The sequence below is a fragment of the Flavobacteriales bacterium genome (assembly GCA_016715895.1).
In the GTDB taxonomy this organism is placed as follows: Bacteria; Bacteroidota; Bacteroidia; order Flavobacteriales_F; family PHOS-HE28; genus PHOS-HE28.
This window is the reverse complement of sequence record JADJXH010000003.1, coordinates 675,066-688,412: the sequence shown is the minus strand read 5'-3', so window position 1 is coordinate 688,412 and position 13,347 is coordinate 675,066. Positions and strand designations below refer to the sequence as shown.

Annotated in this window: 15 protein-coding genes, 1 tRNA gene and 1 pseudogene; 3 read left to right on the top strand and 14 right to left on the bottom strand. The window is 66.7% G+C overall.

Annotation, left to right across the window (positions count from 1 at the left end; all coding sequences use genetic code 11):
* Window positions 1-4: 4 nt before the first annotated feature.
* The 4 genes from serC to IPM49_03130 all read right to left on the bottom strand — a co-directional run bounded on the left by serC (window position 5) and on the right by IPM49_03130 (window position 4,033).
* Window positions 5-1,096 carry a 3-phosphoserine/phosphohydroxythreonine transaminase gene (serC, locus tag IPM49_03145; protein MBK9273520.1) on the bottom strand — a complete coding sequence of 364 codons (1,092 nt, stop codon included), beginning with the start codon at window positions 1,094-1,096 and terminating at the stop codon, window positions 5-7.
* Window positions 1,097-1,162: 66 nt separating this feature from the next.
* Window positions 1,163-2,722 carry a hypothetical protein gene (locus IPM49_03140; GenBank protein MBK9273519.1) on the bottom strand — a complete coding sequence of 520 codons (1,560 nt, stop codon included), beginning with the start codon at window positions 2,720-2,722 and terminating at the stop codon, window positions 1,163-1,165.
* Window positions 2,723-2,745: 23 nt separating this feature from the next.
* Entirely contained in the window at window positions 2,746-3,645 is a 900-nt protein-coding gene (locus IPM49_03135) for a hypothetical protein (GenBank protein MBK9273518.1), read from the bottom strand.
* 40 nt (window positions 3,646-3,685) lie between these two features.
* Entirely contained in the window at window positions 3,686-4,033 is a 348-nt protein-coding gene (locus tag IPM49_03130) for a 4Fe-4S dicluster domain-containing protein (GenBank protein MBK9273517.1), read from the bottom strand.
* 36 nt (window positions 4,034-4,069) lie between these two features.
* On the opposite strand from IPM49_03130, the gene IPM49_03125 reads away from it, so the two are divergent.
* A complete protein-coding gene (locus IPM49_03125; GenBank protein ID MBK9273516.1) occupies window positions 4,070-5,161 on the top strand; it encodes an acyl-CoA reductase in 1,092 nt (363 codons plus the stop codon).
* Window positions 5,162-5,205: 44 nt separating this feature from the next.
* Here the strand turns inward: IPM49_03125 and IPM49_03120 are convergent.
* A tRNA-Ala gene (locus tag IPM49_03120) sits at window positions 5,206-5,279 on the bottom strand.
* Between the two features lie 53 nt (window positions 5,280-5,332).
* On the opposite strand from IPM49_03120, the gene IPM49_03115 reads away from it, so the two are divergent.
* On the top strand, window positions 5,333-6,364 hold the full coding sequence (locus IPM49_03115) for an endonuclease (protein ID MBK9273515.1): 1,032 nt from the start codon (window positions 5,333-5,335) through the stop codon (window positions 6,362-6,364).
* Window positions 6,365-6,371: 7 nt separating this feature from the next.
* On the opposite strand, the gene IPM49_03110 is transcribed toward IPM49_03115, so the two are convergent.
* Both IPM49_03110 and IPM49_03105 read right to left on the bottom strand, forming a co-directional pair.
* Window positions 6,372-7,913: an RNA-binding S4 domain-containing protein gene (locus IPM49_03110; GenBank protein MBK9273514.1), complete on the bottom strand. Its 1,542-nt coding sequence runs from the start codon at window positions 7,911-7,913 to the stop codon at window positions 6,372-6,374.
* On the bottom strand, window positions 7,870-8,274 hold the full coding sequence (locus tag IPM49_03105) for a YraN family protein (protein ID MBK9273513.1): 405 nt from the start codon (window positions 8,272-8,274) through the stop codon (window positions 7,870-7,872). The genes IPM49_03110 and IPM49_03105 overlap by 44 nt, the downstream gene beginning before the upstream one ends.
* A gap of 106 nt (window positions 8,275-8,380) precedes the next feature.
* On the opposite strand from IPM49_03105, the gene IPM49_03100 reads away from it, so the two are divergent.
* Entirely contained in the window at window positions 8,381-9,019 is a 639-nt protein-coding gene (locus IPM49_03100) for a DUF4412 domain-containing protein (protein ID MBK9273512.1), read from the top strand.
* Window positions 9,020-9,121: 102 nt separating this feature from the next.
* Here the strand turns inward: IPM49_03100 and IPM49_03095 are convergent, their stop codons facing one another.
* From IPM49_03095 to IPM49_03065, 7 genes and pseudogenes are all read right to left on the bottom strand, one after another.
* Window positions 9,122-10,090 (bottom strand): LD-carboxypeptidase, encoded by a 969-nt coding sequence (locus IPM49_03095; GenBank protein ID MBK9273511.1) that lies wholly within the window; start codon window positions 10,088-10,090, stop codon window positions 9,122-9,124.
* On the bottom strand, window positions 10,087-10,338 hold the full coding sequence (locus IPM49_03090) for a DUF2442 domain-containing protein (protein ID MBK9273510.1): 252 nt from the start codon (window positions 10,336-10,338) through the stop codon (window positions 10,087-10,089). Before IPM49_03090 ends, IPM49_03095 begins: the two co-directional genes overlap by 4 nt.
* Window positions 10,339-10,343: 5 nt before the next feature.
* A complete protein-coding gene (locus tag IPM49_03085; protein ID MBK9273509.1) occupies window positions 10,344-10,613 on the bottom strand; it encodes a DUF4160 domain-containing protein in 270 nt (89 codons plus the stop codon).
* 166 nt (window positions 10,614-10,779) lie between these two features.
* Window positions 10,780-11,082: a type II toxin-antitoxin system RelE/ParE family toxin gene (locus IPM49_03080; GenBank protein MBK9273508.1), complete on the bottom strand. Its 303-nt coding sequence runs from the start codon at window positions 11,080-11,082 to the stop codon at window positions 10,780-10,782.
* The gene (locus IPM49_03075; GenBank protein ID MBK9273507.1) at window positions 11,067-11,300 is read right to left on the bottom strand and encodes a hypothetical protein; all 234 of its coding nucleotides are present in this window, start codon (window positions 11,298-11,300) and stop codon (window positions 11,067-11,069) included. Before IPM49_03075 ends, IPM49_03080 begins: the two co-directional genes overlap by 16 nt.
* A 263-nt stretch (window positions 11,301-11,563) precedes the next feature.
* Window positions 11,564-12,787: pseudogene (locus IPM49_03070) on the bottom strand (IS256 family transposase).
* Between the two features lie 60 nt (window positions 12,788-12,847).
* The gene (locus tag IPM49_03065; protein ID MBK9273506.1) at window positions 12,848-13,252 is read right to left on the bottom strand and encodes a DUF1801 domain-containing protein; all 405 of its coding nucleotides are present in this window, start codon (window positions 13,250-13,252) and stop codon (window positions 12,848-12,850) included.
* Between the last annotated feature and the right edge of the window lie 95 nt (window positions 13,253-13,347).

The following is a 13,347-nucleotide window of genomic DNA, read 5'->3' as shown; positions in this document are numbered from 1 at the left end:
TTCGTTATCCGTTCTTCTTCGCGAAATGGTCCATCACGTCCACCAGCACCTGCACGCTCTCGATGGGGAGCGCGTTGTACATGCTGGCGCGGTAGCCGCCCACGCTGCGGTGGCCCCGCAGACCGCTGATGCCGGCCTCTTTCCACAGCGCGTCGAACGCAGGCTCCTGCGCCGGGTCGCCCAGCACGAAGGTGGCGTTCATCACGCTGCGGTCCTCCACGGCCGTGGTGCCCTTGAACACCGGGGCCAGACGGTCGATGGCGCCGTACAGCTGGCCGGCTTTGGCGGCGTTGCGGCGCTCGATCGCGGCCACACCGCCCACCTTCTTCATCCACTCGAGGGTGAGCATGCTCACGTACACGGCGTACACCGGCGGGGTGTTGTACATGCTCTCCTTGGCCCCGTGGTTCTTCAGGTCGAGCATGGGGCTCAGCTTGCGGCTCGTGTGGCCCAGCTGTCCGGGGTCGAAGAGGTACACCGTGGTACCCGCCGGGCCCATGTTCTTCTGCGCACCGCCATAGATGAGGGCGAAGTCGGCCACGTTCACCGGCCGGCTGAAGATGTCGCTGCTCATGTCGCAGACCAGCGGCACGGGGCTCTTCGGGAACTGCTTGAACTGCGTGCCGAAGATGGTGTTGTTGCTCGTGAAGTGGAGGTAGTCCGCGTCAGCAGGAACCTCGAAGCCCTTGGGGATGTAGCTGAAGTTCCTGTCCTCGCTGCTGGCCACCACCACCGTGTCGCCCACCAGCCTGCTCTCCTTGATGGCGCGGGTGGCCCACTCGCCGGTGTTGACGTAGGCCGCCTTGCCGCCCGCCTTCATGTAGTTGAGCGGCACCATGTGGAAGCCGAGGCTGGCCCCCCCGCCCAGGAACACCACCTGATAGTGGTCGGGCGCGCCGAGCAGTTCCTTCACCAGGGCCTGCGCCTTGGCCATCACGGCCTCGAAGGGCTTGCTGCGGTGGCTGATCTCCAGGATGCTGAGCCCGCTGCCCTCGAAGTCGAGCACGGCCTGGGCGGCCTGTTCGAAGACCTCCTGCGGCAGAATGCAGGGGCCTGCGCTGTAGTTGTGGACCTTGGGTGTCACAGTGGTCTTCATGCGGTTCGGGATCGGCGCTGCGAAGCTAGGGCCGCGCGGAGGAAACGCGACGGTCGCGCACGATCCTCACCACCGGACCACGCGCTCCAGCCAGCGCTGCCGATCCCTGCTCAGCTCCAGCATGTAGAGCCCCGGAGGCAGATCGCCCAGGTCCTCGCGCAGCACCAGCTCGCCAGGGCCCGTCCGCAGCGTGGTCGAGCGCACAAGGCGTCCGCACGCGTCCATCACCCGCAGCCCGGTCGGGGCGGGGCCTCCCGTCGGGAAGGTGATGTGCACCATCCCCGAGGTGGGGTTGGGGAAGACGATCGGACCCGATGCTGCGGCCATCCGATCCCCGGTGCCTACCAGCAGCGTGCTGTCCATCAGGATATGCTCATCCCCGGGCCGATGGTCCGCCCAGATGAAGTAGCAGAGGAACATCTCATCCTCCGTGGTGGGCCCCCGATACACATCCTGCGGCGGGTTGTTCGGGTTCTCCGGATTGAAGATCGTGTTGTCGTACACCCCCTCGCTCATCAGCACGGTGCCTGCCGGCAGCACCTGCACGTGCTGGAAGGTGTAGTACATCTGCCAGTGGAAGTTCCATTGGGGGATGTCGACCAGGGGGATCGTATCGCCACCAGGGATCACCGCCCACACCTTGTAGGACTTCCCCAAGCGGTGCATGTGGGGGCAGATCGACAGGTACGACCGGTCGTTCGGGAGGGTCCTGACCTGGTGAAAGGTGCGGACGGTGTTCGCCGGGATCACGAGCGGCCCATCGATCAGCACCGGTGGGGAATCGTTGAGGGTCCAGCCCACGTGCACAGGCCGCACCGGTCCGGAACCTGTCGCGAAGCGCAGGTTCATCACGGTGCTGTCGGTGAGCCCGGCGCCGCCGGGTCCGTAGTGGATCTCGATCACCAGGTCCGCGCCGGGCGGGATCGGGATGCCCCAATCCGGCGGATACCGCAAGGGATTCCCGCCCGGTTGCCAGGCGTTCATGTAGTAGCTGTAGGTGGGCGATCCGGTGCTGGAGTTGAACCCCGGCAACGGATCCTGGGCGTCGAGGGCCGCACTGGCACCGGTCGCGTCGTAGGAGATGTCCGCATGATGGACGATGGCATCGAGCCCGGGCATCACTTCGATCCCGTTCACGTACACCGTGTCGGGAAAGCTGGTCGGTATGGTGAACCAGCGGTATTCGTCGTTGCTGAACTGGAGCGTATAGGGCTCGATCGCGACCACGTGGTGGATGGTGTCGAGGAGGGAACCACCGGGGGCGAAGACCGGAGGGGCGGGTTCGAGCAGGGGGTCACCGAAGGGGGCCCCGAACGCGACCCAGTCCACGACGGCATCGATCTCCGCCTGCGTCAGCACGTTCTCGCCGGCGAAGTGCCGATACTCCGGATCGGCCGGCCAGGGCGGCATGTGCCGCGAGGTGACCGCCTGGGCCACCACGTTCCCGTTGTCGACCACATCGCTGTAGCTCATGAGCGGGAACGGCCCGATCCCGCCATCGTGATGGCAGGAGGTGCAGTGGGTGTAGATGATGTTCGCGACATCCGGGCTCCACACCGGGTCCTGCGCAGTGCCGATCGCGCCGGTGAAGAGCAGGGGGGGGAGGGCTCCAAGGCGCCACTGCATGCAGCCGAAGGTAACGGCGCACGTCAGAACTTCGAGCGCCCTTCCTTCGGCGGCGCGTTCCAGGGCCGCGCCATGTCCAGGTCGCGGGCGTCCACGTCGCGCTGGAACCGCCAGAGCCCCTTCTCCCACAGGTAGGCGTCGTAGCTCAGGTCGGGGCCGCGGAAGGCGGCGTCATTCCCCAGGTCGGGCCGCGTGGGGCTCAGGTGGTCGAACACGATGCGCTCGGCGCGTGGATCCCGCTTCAGGCTCATGGTGGCCTGGGCCGCATAGGCGAACACGCGCCGCTGCGGCTTGATCCGCCGACCACCGCCCGTCGCAGGTTCCTCGCCGGCGAACAGCGGGGCTCCGAAGCGCGGCTTGCCTCCGCGGAAGGTGAGCACGTCGATCACCTTGCGCGTCTCCACCCGGCTGTGGCCTTTCCATCCCAACAGGGTGTACCAGGTGCGGCCGCCCTGCTTCACCGGCACCACCTCGTAGTACAGCGCCCCGTACCAGTTCTCCGGCCCCAGCTCGGTGGACTCCGGGGCGGTGATCCGCTCGGTCATGTCGCGCAGTTCGTACACGGCCCGGCGACGGCCGTCGTTCACCAGCAGGAGCCCCTCGTACCGATGGGTGCCGTCCGGACGGGCCAGGTTCCAGGTGAAGAGCCTGAACCGCCCATCGGGCGCGTCCACCGCGGTGATGGGGATGCCGGCGAAGGTGCGGTCGAAGGCGTCCGGGGCCTCAAGCACCGGTCGCAACACCGCCTTCACCCGCGCGCTGATGCTGTCCTGTGCGGCCTCCGTGCGGGCATCGGCCAGCGCCTTGAGCTCGGCGGTGAGCGCCCCGGGCCAGCCGTCATGACCCAGGCCGTCCTGCCCCTGTCCGACAAGGGGCCACAGGCCCAGGGTCACGGGCAGCAGGGCGCGGAGGGAACGGGACATCGTGCGCAGAACGGCCGTCATGCGCAGCAAAGTACGCGGGTCACAGGTGCAGGAAGGCCTTCTTGGCCAGCAGCTGCTCGGTGCTCTCCCGGTGGTCGGGGTCGTCCACGCAGCAGTCCACCGGGCACACGGCGGCGCATTGCGGCTCGTCGTGGAAGCCCTGGCACTCCGTGCACTTGTCCGTCACGATGTAGTACACGTCCATCGCCTTGGGCGTGTTGGCCGAATCCGCGTCGTAGCTGTTGCCCATGGGGGTGGTCTGTGCACCATGCAGGCTGGTGCCGTCGCTGAGCCGCCACTCGGCCCCGCCTTCGTAGATGGCGTTGTTGGGGCACTCCGGTTCGCATGCACCGCAGTTGATGCATTCGTCGGTGATCATGATGGCCATGGCGGTGGGCTACTTTTGAGCGCGCAAATATAGCCGGTGCACAAGGCAGCAGGGGATGAACAGCGGGGCGGCGGGGAGGCCCTGGACCGGGTGGTGGCCGCGTGGGCCCAGTTGGGCCGGGTGTTCGCCCTTCTGGCGGAGGATGCGCCCTGGCCCGGCCACGCGTGCGGACTCAACACCACCGAGTTCGATGCGCTGCGCTCCGCGTTCGCACGGGCCCATCAGCAGAACGGCTGGTTCACCCCGGAGGAAGTGCGTCAGGCGGCCGGCGGCATCGCCCATCTGCTCGAACGGACCGCGCTGGACCGCTGGCTGGCCGGCTACCCGGCGCTGCTCCGGGCTCGCTCCCCACGCACCGTGGGGCTGATCATGGCCGGCAACGTGCCCTTCGTCGGCCTGCACGACCTGCTCTGCGTCACGCTCGCCGGGCACCGGGCCCGGGTGAAGGTGAGCGGCCAGGACGCGGGCCTCACGCGGGCCACCAGCAACGCGCTGATCACCCTGTGCCCCGAGCTCGCCACGGCCGTGGCCTTCTCCGAGGAACGCCTGGGACCCGTGGATGCGGTGATCGCCACGGGAAGCACCAATACGGCCCGCTACTTCGATCACTACTTCGGCCATCTGCCGCGCATCGTGCGCAAGGGCCGCGTAAGCGTCGCGGTGCTCGACGGCAGCGAAACCGAGGCGGAGCTCGACGCGCTGGGCGAGGATGTCTTCCGCTACTTCGGCCTGGGCTGCCGCAACGTCAGCAAGGTCTTCGTGCCTTCGGACTTTGACACGGACCGCCTGTTCAAGGCCTTTTACCGCTGGCGCGACATCGCCCACCACGCCAAGTACGCCAACAACCTGGACTACCACCGGGCCCTGTGGTTGCTGGACCGCGAGCCCTTCCTGGAGAACGGATTCCTGTTGCTGCGCGAGACCGCTGCGCTGGCCAGCCCGGTGGCGGTGCTGCACCTGGAGCGGTATGTGGACCGCAGCGCGCTGGACGGACGGCTGCGCGACCTGGCGGACCAAGTGCAGTGCGTCGTGGGCCATGGCGCGGTGCCCTTCGGTCACGCCCAACGGCCCGGCCCGGCCGACTACGCCGATGGCGTGGACACCATGGCCTTCCTGCTGGCGCTGTGAGCGCAAATGGAACAGGCCCGCTCGGAGGCGGACCTGTTCACCGGTGGAGCTGAAGGGAGTCGAACCCTCGACCTCGTCATTGCGAACGACGCGCTCTGGCCAGCTGAGCTACAGCCCCGGGGGCCGCGAATTTCGCAGATCTTTCGTTCCCCGCACCGGTACCTTTGCGCCATGCGTCGTGCCGCCGTCCTTCTCGCCCTCATCGGCCCGTGGGCCGTCGCCATCGCCCAACCGCCTCCGGGCTATTACGACCCGGCCCAGGGCCTTTCGGGGCCCGCGCTCCGCACGGCCCTGGCCGGCATCATCGACGGTCATACGGTGCTCTCCAACGCCGACCTGTGGAACGCCTTTGAGACGACCGACGACCGGCCTGACGGGTTCGTGTGGGACATCTACAGCGACGTGCCGGGCGGCACACCACCGTACCTCTACACCTTCGGCAGCGACCAGTGCGGCACCTACAACAGCGAGGGCGATTGCTACAACCGGGAGCACACCATGCCGCAGAGCTGGTTCGGGAGCGGAGCGCCCATGGACACCGATCTGCACCACATCATGCCCACGGACGGCTGGGTGAACCAGCAGCGCGGCAACCTGCCGTACGGGGAGGTGGGCGCCACCGACTGGACCGGCCAGAACGGTACCCGGGTCGGGGAAAGCAGCTGGCCGGGCTACACCGGAACGGTCTGCGAACCCATCGACGCCTACAAGGGGGATGTGGCCCGCATGTACTTCTACATGATGACCCGGTATGCGTCCCAGGTGGGCGGATGGAGCTCCCCCATGCTCCAGGGCGGCGACCTCAGCCCCTGGGCCGAGAGCCTCCTGCTGGCCTGGCACGCCGCCGACCCGGTGAGCACGAAGGAGGTGGACCGGAACAACGCGATCTACGCCCTGCAGGGGAACCGCAACCCCTTCATCGACAACCCGGTCTGGGTCTCGAGCCTCTGGGGGCCCGTGGCCTCGGTCACGGCATCCGACCCTGAGCTGGATCTCTCTGTGGTCCAGTCGATCGTGTGGCTTCAGTTGAAGCGAAGGTCCATGGAGGTCTGGCAGGTCCGGCTGCTGGATCCGGCGGGTCGCACCCTGGTCGAACGGTCGTGGTCCACCACCGAACTGGACCTGGCGGTGCCGCCGGCCGGTCCGCTGATCCTCGAGGTGCGTTCGCCGCGTGGCCGACAGGTGCGGCGCCTGATGCCCTAGGCCGCGATCAGGCCTTCCGGGGACGACGAGGGCGCGGCGCGTCGGATGGCCGAGCCTTGCGCGGTGACGGTCCGCCGGGTCGCGGCTTCGCGGTGGCATGCTGCCGGGCCAGGAGCGTGACCTCCTTCTCGGAGAGGTGGCGCCAGTGCCCACGGGGCAGTTCCTTCTTGGTGAGGCCGGCGAACATCACGCGGTCCAGCTTCACCACCTCATAGCCGAGCGCCTCGAACATGCGGCGGACCACACGGTTGCGGCCCATGTGCAGCTTGAGGCCCACCTCCCGTTTGCCGCTGTCCTCCACGAAGCTGGCCTCCACGGCATGGGCCGGACCATCGTCCAGGTGCACCCCGGACACCAGCTGTTCCAGATGGGCCTTGGTCATCGCCTTGTCCAACGTGGCATGGTAGATCTTCTCCGCGCCGTGGCTCGGATGCGTCAGCCGCTTGGCCAGGTCGCCGTCGTTGGTGAGCAGCAGCACCCCGGTGGTGTTGCGGTCCAGCCGCCCCACGGGGTACAGGCGCTCGGGACATGCCGCCGCCACCAGGTTCATCACGGTGCGCCGCTCCTGTGGGTCGTCCGTGGTGGTGATGAAGTCCTTCGGCTTGTTCAGCAGCACATAGCGCTTCTGCTCCATGCTGAGCCGCTGCCCACCGAAGTGCACCTTGTCCTCCGGCCTCACCTTGGTGCCCAGTTCGGTCACCACCTTTCCGTTCACCGTCACGGCGCCGGAGGTGATGAGCGCATCGGCCTCCCGGCGGCTGCCCACCCCGGCCTGGGCCAGATAGCGGTTCAACCGCACCAGGCCCTCATTGGCCGGGTTGGGCAGGGCGAAGCGGTTGCTGCGCTCGCCCTTGCGGAACGGCTTGCGGGCCTCCGGATCGTGGGCGGACACGCGGCTCACGGGTGGGCGGCGGTCGTCTCCGGGGCGCTCGTTCCACCCCCTGCCGCGGCCGCCGTCCCTGGACGGCCTTCCTCCGCGCGGGGCTGACCGGCGGTCGTCGCGATCGCGCTCCGGGCGCGGCGCTGCACCGCGCGAGGGACGGGATGGGCGATCCTCCCGGTCGAAGCGGGATGAGCGCTCGCTGCGGCCTTCGCCCGTGGGGCGTTCCGACCGTGGCCCGCCGGACCGCGTGGAACGGCGATCGGGCCGGTCGTTGGGCGGGCGTTCGCCGCCGCCGCGCCGCGGTCCACGCTCGTCCTCCCGCCAGGCCGGTCGCCCGCCTGCGGACCGGGGTCGTGAGGCACCCCGTGCGGGGCCATCGCTCCGCTGGTCCCGGCCCCCCCGGTCGGATGCTGGGCCCCGGCGGGGGCCGGCCGAGCGTTCGTCCCCACGCCACGGACGCTGGTCCCGGTCCTCCCGGTCACCCCGGGGTCGGTCGCCACCGCCGCGGCGCTCCGAAGAGCTGTCACGTCCAGTGCCGCGCGGGGGGCGGTCGTCGGAACGCGTGCTCCGGCGTGGTCCCGGACCCTTATCGCTGCGGTCGTCGCGGCGCCCGGGGCGCGCATCATCGGGCCGGCCACGGCGCGGGCCCTTCGTCGGTCTCTTCATCGGGGGTGGGGTAGAAGGCGTCCTCCAGGTGTTCGATGCGGGGGGCGGCGCCGTCCATCCACACCGTGATGATGTCGAAGCGCACCGCGATGTCCTCGCCGAGGGCGTCAAGATAGGCTTCCGCCGCGCGGTACAGCTTGTGCTGCTTCGCCGGACCCACCGCATCCGCCGGTCCGTCGTACCGGTCGCTGCGGCGGGTCTTCACCTCCACGATCACCAGCGTGGCACCGGTGCGGGCCACGATATCGACCTCCAGCCGGCCATGCCGCCAGTTGCGGGCCTCGATGCGGTAGCCGCGCTCCAGCAGCCACTGGCACGCGGCTTGCTCGCCCTCGGCCCCCGTGCGCAGGTGTGTCGCCATCAGTAACCGTTCGTTGTGCGTAACCTACCCCGGGCCCCCTCGTTGAAGGGGTTGAAATTCGGAGATCTTCGCTCCTCCCGGAGCCTCACTTGGACAACCGATCCCCATGAAAACCTGCGTACGTCCCCTTGCCCTGCTGGCCCTGGCCGCTGCTCCGCTCTTCGCTGCGGCCCAAGCCTTTGAAGGGGTGGTGGAGTTCACCAAGACCACCGGACCGGTGGTCACCTCCTACAAGTACTTCGTCAAGGGCGATCATGTCCGCATCGAGGAGATCAATGCCCGGGGCGAGGTGCAGGGCATCATGCTGGTGGACAACCGCGACAAGACCGTGGTGGCCCTCAGCCTGGACCGCAAGCTGTACATGGACGTGCCCAACATGCGGCTGCCCAAGGATGTGGAGACCAGCGTGGAGAAGTCCGGCGAGATGAAGGACCTGGCCGGCTACAAGTGTGAGAAGTGGGTGGTGAAGGGCCCCAAGGAGGACCGCGTCATCACCTACTGGGTGGCCGCCGATGAGTTCAACTTCTTCGTGCCGATGCTGGAGACCCTCAACCGCAAGGAGGAATCCGCCCTCTTCTTCCTGGACGTTCCGGGCAACAAAGGGCTTTTCCCCATGCTGGCCGTGGAGAACAAGATGGATGGCGCCGAGGTGAGCCGCCTGGAGGTGACCAAGGTGACCAAGGGCGTGCAGAAACCCGGCCTGTTCGAGATCCCGCCCGGGTTCAACAAGTTCGAGCGGAACTAAGAGCCGCAGACCTCGCTTCGCGCGCCGTCGCCGAAGCGCTTTGGCGCAGGCGCCCGAAGGCTTCGCGAAGGCGAAGCGCGCGGAGGCGCAGAGAACCCTGCGTTAGACCGAGGACCCACTTTCGAAGCTCAGCGTGGTACCGTTCGCGGTGACGCTGAGCTTCGCGTTCTGGCCGAACACCAGCGCCCGGTTGTCGTCGATGTGGCCGGCCGGGAAGCCGAAGCACACGGGGTAGGGGGTGTCGCCCATTGCATCGACGATGATCCGTTCCGCGGCCTTGCCGAAGGGGTCTTCCGGGTTCTTGTCGCGCATGTCGCTCAGGCCCCCCACGATCATGCCTGCGAGGTCTTTGAACCAGCCCGCCAGCCGCAGGTTCTGCACCATGCGGTCCACGTGGTACAGCAGCTCGTCGAGGTCCTCGATGAACAGGATCTTTCCGCGCGGGTCGATGTCGTAGGGGGTGCCGCGCAGGGCGTAGAGCAACGACAGATTTCCTCCCACCAACACGCCTTCGCACTGGCCAACGTGCGGAGTGGCGAGTGGCGAGTGGCGAGTAGCGAGTGAAAGTCGCTGATCACTCGCTACTCGACACTCGTGACTCACTACTCGCCACTCCTCCCCGAACAGCGCGGCCCGCAAGCTCTCTCTGCATTCCTCCGTCTTCCCCCCGATGTTGAACGGCATCTGCGCGTGCAGGCTGGCGACGCCGATGTTGTGCAGCGCGTTGTGCAGCACCGTGATGTCGCTGAAGCCCACGATCCATTTCGGGTCGCGGCGCAGGGCGCTCAGGTCGAGGTGATCGAGCAGGTGCACGGTGCCGTAGCCGCCGCGGGCGCACCAGATGGCGCGGACGGCGGGGTCATCGAGCGCGGCCTGGAGGTCGGCGGCGCGCTCCTCGGCGGTGCCGGCCTGCTGGAAGTGCTTGCGGCCGATGCCCACGCCCAGCTTCACCCTCAGGCCCCAACTCTCGGCCAGCGCGATGCCCTCGCGCAGCTCCTCCACGGTGATGGCGCGTGCGGTGGGAATGATGGCGATGGTGTCGCCGGGGCGGAGGGCGGGCGGTACGATCATCCAGCCTTGAGCTGCTGCTCGATCGACCCCAGATAGAGCGTATCGGGGCACAGGTCTGCGCCGTTGGCCCAGGTGACGGTGCCCAAGGAAGCGACGGCCGTGTTGAAAATGGCGGGATCCTGCAGCTCAGCGAAGATACCGGTGCCGAGGTAGGGCGTCATATCGAACAACCGCACCTGCCCGTCGGTGAAATGCAGTTCCAGCCGATGCTTGGCGAGGGGTTTCACCTTGTCCACACGCGGGTTCATGGAGTTCACTTCAAGGGTTCGATCGGGAAGACGCGCTGGCCGGTCACGGCAAGCTGCCAGTTGGCCATCAACTCGTCCTGATGCAGTTCGACCCAGGCCTCGACGAGCTTGATCTTGCCTTTCGGCAGCTCTCCGCCGATCAACAGCCCGTCCGGCAGACTGAAAACGGCCTCAGCTTCCCCATACTTCACATGGATGTGTGGGAAGTGGTGCTGCTTCGTATCCAGGTAATACATGGCCACGATGAGGCCATAGAACATGGAGATGACCGGCATCCCCACAAAGATAACCCCTGGCCCACGCTGGTGATCCAGCCCCGGACAGCGGACCGCAGCTCCTCCACGGTGATGGCGCGGGCCGTGGGGACGATGGCGATGGTGTCGCCGGGCTTCAGCGGTGCGGGAACGAGGATGGACATGGGGGGCATCGAGAACCGTCAGCTTACGCGTTCGGGTAGGGTCTGCCGCCTGGGTCTTGGCGCGTGTCCCAAAGGGATAGCAAGTAAATGCGTTCTTCGGTGACCCGGTAGAACAGCAGGTTGTGTTTGGTCACCAGCGCTTCACGGATATCCAGGTGACCGGAAGCGCGAAAGATGTTCGGGAACAGTTGGATGCAGGCGATCACCTCATCCACGTCCGCCAGGAACGCCTCTTTCACCCGCTGGCCCCACTCCCGGTCAAGGTATCCGCAAATGGCCATCAGGTCCGCTTGCGCCCGCGGTGTCCAGATCACTTCCCGCGCCATGCCCGCGCCTTCTCCATCACCTCGGAGTGCGTTGTGCCTTCGCCGCGCTCACTCTGGCCATACCCCTCCAGGATGGCCGCGCGCACCGATGCGGGCAGCCCTTCCCAGCGGCCGCCGGCATGCAGGTCGAGCAGGGCTTTCACCTGGTGCAGGATGGCCGGGTCGGTCAGCTGCCGGATGCGGTCCAGCAGGTCGCTCCTCAATTCGTTCGGTCCCATCGGTCCGTGGTCGACCTCAAAGCTACGATGGTGCGCGGTCGATCGGCGCAAGCGACCACCCGCAGGATGGCGATGGTGTCGCCGGGCTTCAGCGGTGCGGGAACGAGGATGGGCATGGGGCGAAGGTCAGCACGATGCGGTGAACCGCGGTGCTCGGGTCTGTTAGATAAAGTGTGTCATCATCGTTATTGCTGATGATGTTGATGTTGTTGGGTTTTGAACGAGGGGGTCCGGGGGAGACTCAGAACCTGTTGATCGGTGTTGATCGCCTGTGGATCGAAGCGTGGGCCGAAGAGCAGGCGTAGCTCGGCGGCTATCTCCCTCCAAGCGAAGATGGGCTTGGCGGCCATTTTCTCCACGATGCGCTGCTGGGCCAGATAGAGCAGCTTGAGCAGGGCCATGTCGTTGTCGAAGACGCGCTTGGTCTTGGTGTACTTGCGCAGCTGAGCGTGGAAGCCCTCGATGGGATTGGTGGTGTAGATGAGCCGCCGGATGCGCTCGCTGTAGCGGTACTGGCTGGCCAGCAGCGGCCAGTTGGTGTGCCAGGAGCTCACCGCCTGCGGGTAGCGTTCCCCCCATTTGTCGCTGAAGACCTCCAGGGCATGCAGCGCTTGCTGCTCACCAGGGGCCCGGTAGATGGCCCGCATGTCCTTGACCACCTCCTTGTAGTGCTTGTAGCTGATGTACTTCAGGGTATTGCGCACCTGGTGCACGATGCAGAGCTGGATATCGCTCTGTGGGTACACCAAGGAGATCGCGTCGGAGAAGCCGCTCAGGTTGTCGATGCATGCGATCAGCATGTCCTCCACGCCGCGTTGGCGCAGGTCGCCCAGCACGCCCAGCCAGAACTTGGCCCCTTCGCTCTGCCCCACGTACAGGCCCAGCAGGTCCTTGTGGCCATCGGGGCCAACGCCCAAGGCGGTGTATACGGCCTTGTTCACCACGCGCCCTTCCTGCTTCACCTTGAAGTGGATGGCATCGAGCCACACGATCGCGTAGCGCGCCTCCAAGGGCCGCTGCCGCCAGGTCTGTACATCGGCGATCACCTGGTCGGTCACCGCGCTGATCGTGGCCTCGCTCACCTCGATGCCGTACAGGTCCCGCACATGGTCGCTTATGTCGCGCTGGCTCATCCCAAGCCCGTAGAGCTTGATGATCTTCATGTCCAGCTCGGCGTTCAGCACGCGCTCGCGCTTGGGCAGCAGCACCGGGTCGAAGGTTCCCTCACGGTCGCGCGGCGTGGCGATCTCCACCTCTCCGTGGGCGGTCTTCACCCGCTTGCGCCCATGTCCGTTGCGCCGGTTACCTCCAGGCGGCTCCTCGGCCAGGTGAGCGCTCAGCTCGCCCCGTAGCGAGGCCTCCATCAGTCGCTTCACCAGCGGGGTCAGCACCCCATCGCTGCCGCTCAAGGGCTTGCCCAGTAGCAATTGCTTCATGGCCTCCTTCTCGAAGGCTTCGTAATCGAACTTGTCCGTCTTGTCCTCCATGGGTCAGGTGTTGAAGTTCGCAATCCGGCCTGACACACTTTACTGAACAGTCTCCGGTGCTCACTTCAGTCGCTCCAACACGCCCCTTCGCTTCACGATGTTCTTGTAGTCCCACTGGATCTCGTGGGCCTGCCTCAGCCAGCGAGCCAGTTCTTTTACGTCGACCTCCTCGGCAGTGGTGTAGCGTTTCTCCGCGGCCTTGAACGAGCCTTCCGGCTTCAGTCCGGTCTCCTCGAAAGACTGGCCGCTCCAGAACAACAGCCGCACGCAGTCTTTTAGCTTGCTGTAGCCCACCACCGGGTTGCCGTCAAGGAACCAAACGGGGTGGCGGTGCCACACCTTGTTCTCGGCATCGGGCAGGTGCTTACTGATCTCTTTCGCCAGGGTTTCGCAGATCGCGCGGTCGGTGTCGGTCTGTGCGGCGTGGTAGGCGAGGGTATCGGTGTGTACTGTTCTTGTGGGCATGACTGGAGCGGAAAGGTAGAGCCCATTGGCAGCAGGCCGTGGGGTACCGACTTCGGTTCTTCCCCATCCTCCGCCCCACGGTACTTTCGCGGTCC

Coding starts and splice junctions, on each gene's coding strand:
- IPM49_03105 (MBK9273513.1), bottom strand. CDS start 8,274: ATGGCGACACACCTGCGCACGGGGGCCGAGGGCGAGCAAGCCGCGTGC.
- IPM49_03085 (MBK9273509.1), bottom strand. CDS start 10,613: ATGCCGGTCATCTCCATGTTCTATGGCCTCATCGTGGCCATGTATTAC.
- IPM49_03140 (MBK9273519.1), bottom strand. CDS start 2,722: ATGCAGTGGCGCCTTGGAGCCCTCCCCCCCCTGCTCTTCACCGGCGCG.
- IPM49_03090 (MBK9273510.1), bottom strand. CDS start 10,338: ATGAACCCGCGTGTGGACAAGGTGAAACCCCTCGCCAAGCATCGGCTG.
- IPM49_03065 (MBK9273506.1), bottom strand. CDS start 13,252: ATGCCCACAAGAACAGTACACACCGATACCCTCGCCTACCACGCCGCA.
- serC (MBK9273520.1), bottom strand. CDS start 1,096: ATGAAGACCACTGTGACACCCAAGGTCCACAACTACAGCGCAGGCCCC.
- IPM49_03130 (MBK9273517.1), bottom strand. CDS start 4,033: ATGGCCATCATGATCACCGACGAATGCATCAACTGCGGTGCATGCGAA.
- IPM49_03135 (MBK9273518.1), bottom strand. CDS start 3,645: ATGTCCCGTTCCCTCCGCGCCCTGCTGCCCGTGACCCTGGGCCTGTGG.
- IPM49_03075 (MBK9273507.1), bottom strand. CDS start 11,300: ATGGGACCGAACGAATTGAGGAGCGACCTGCTGGACCGCATCCGGCAG.
- IPM49_03115 (MBK9273515.1), top strand. CDS start 5,333: ATGCGTCGTGCCGCCGTCCTTCTCGCCCTCATCGGCCCGTGGGCCGTC.
- IPM49_03095 (MBK9273511.1), bottom strand. CDS start 10,090: ATGATCGTACCGCCCGCCCTCCGCCCCGGCGACACCATCGCCATCATT.
- IPM49_03100 (MBK9273512.1), top strand. CDS start 8,381: ATGAAAACCTGCGTACGTCCCCTTGCCCTGCTGGCCCTGGCCGCTGCT.
- IPM49_03080 (MBK9273508.1), bottom strand. CDS start 11,082: ATGGCGCGGGAAGTGATCTGGACACCGCGGGCGCAAGCGGACCTGATG.
- IPM49_03110 (MBK9273514.1), bottom strand. CDS start 7,913: ATGAAGAGACCGACGAAGGGCCCGCGCCGTGGCCGGCCCGATGATGCG.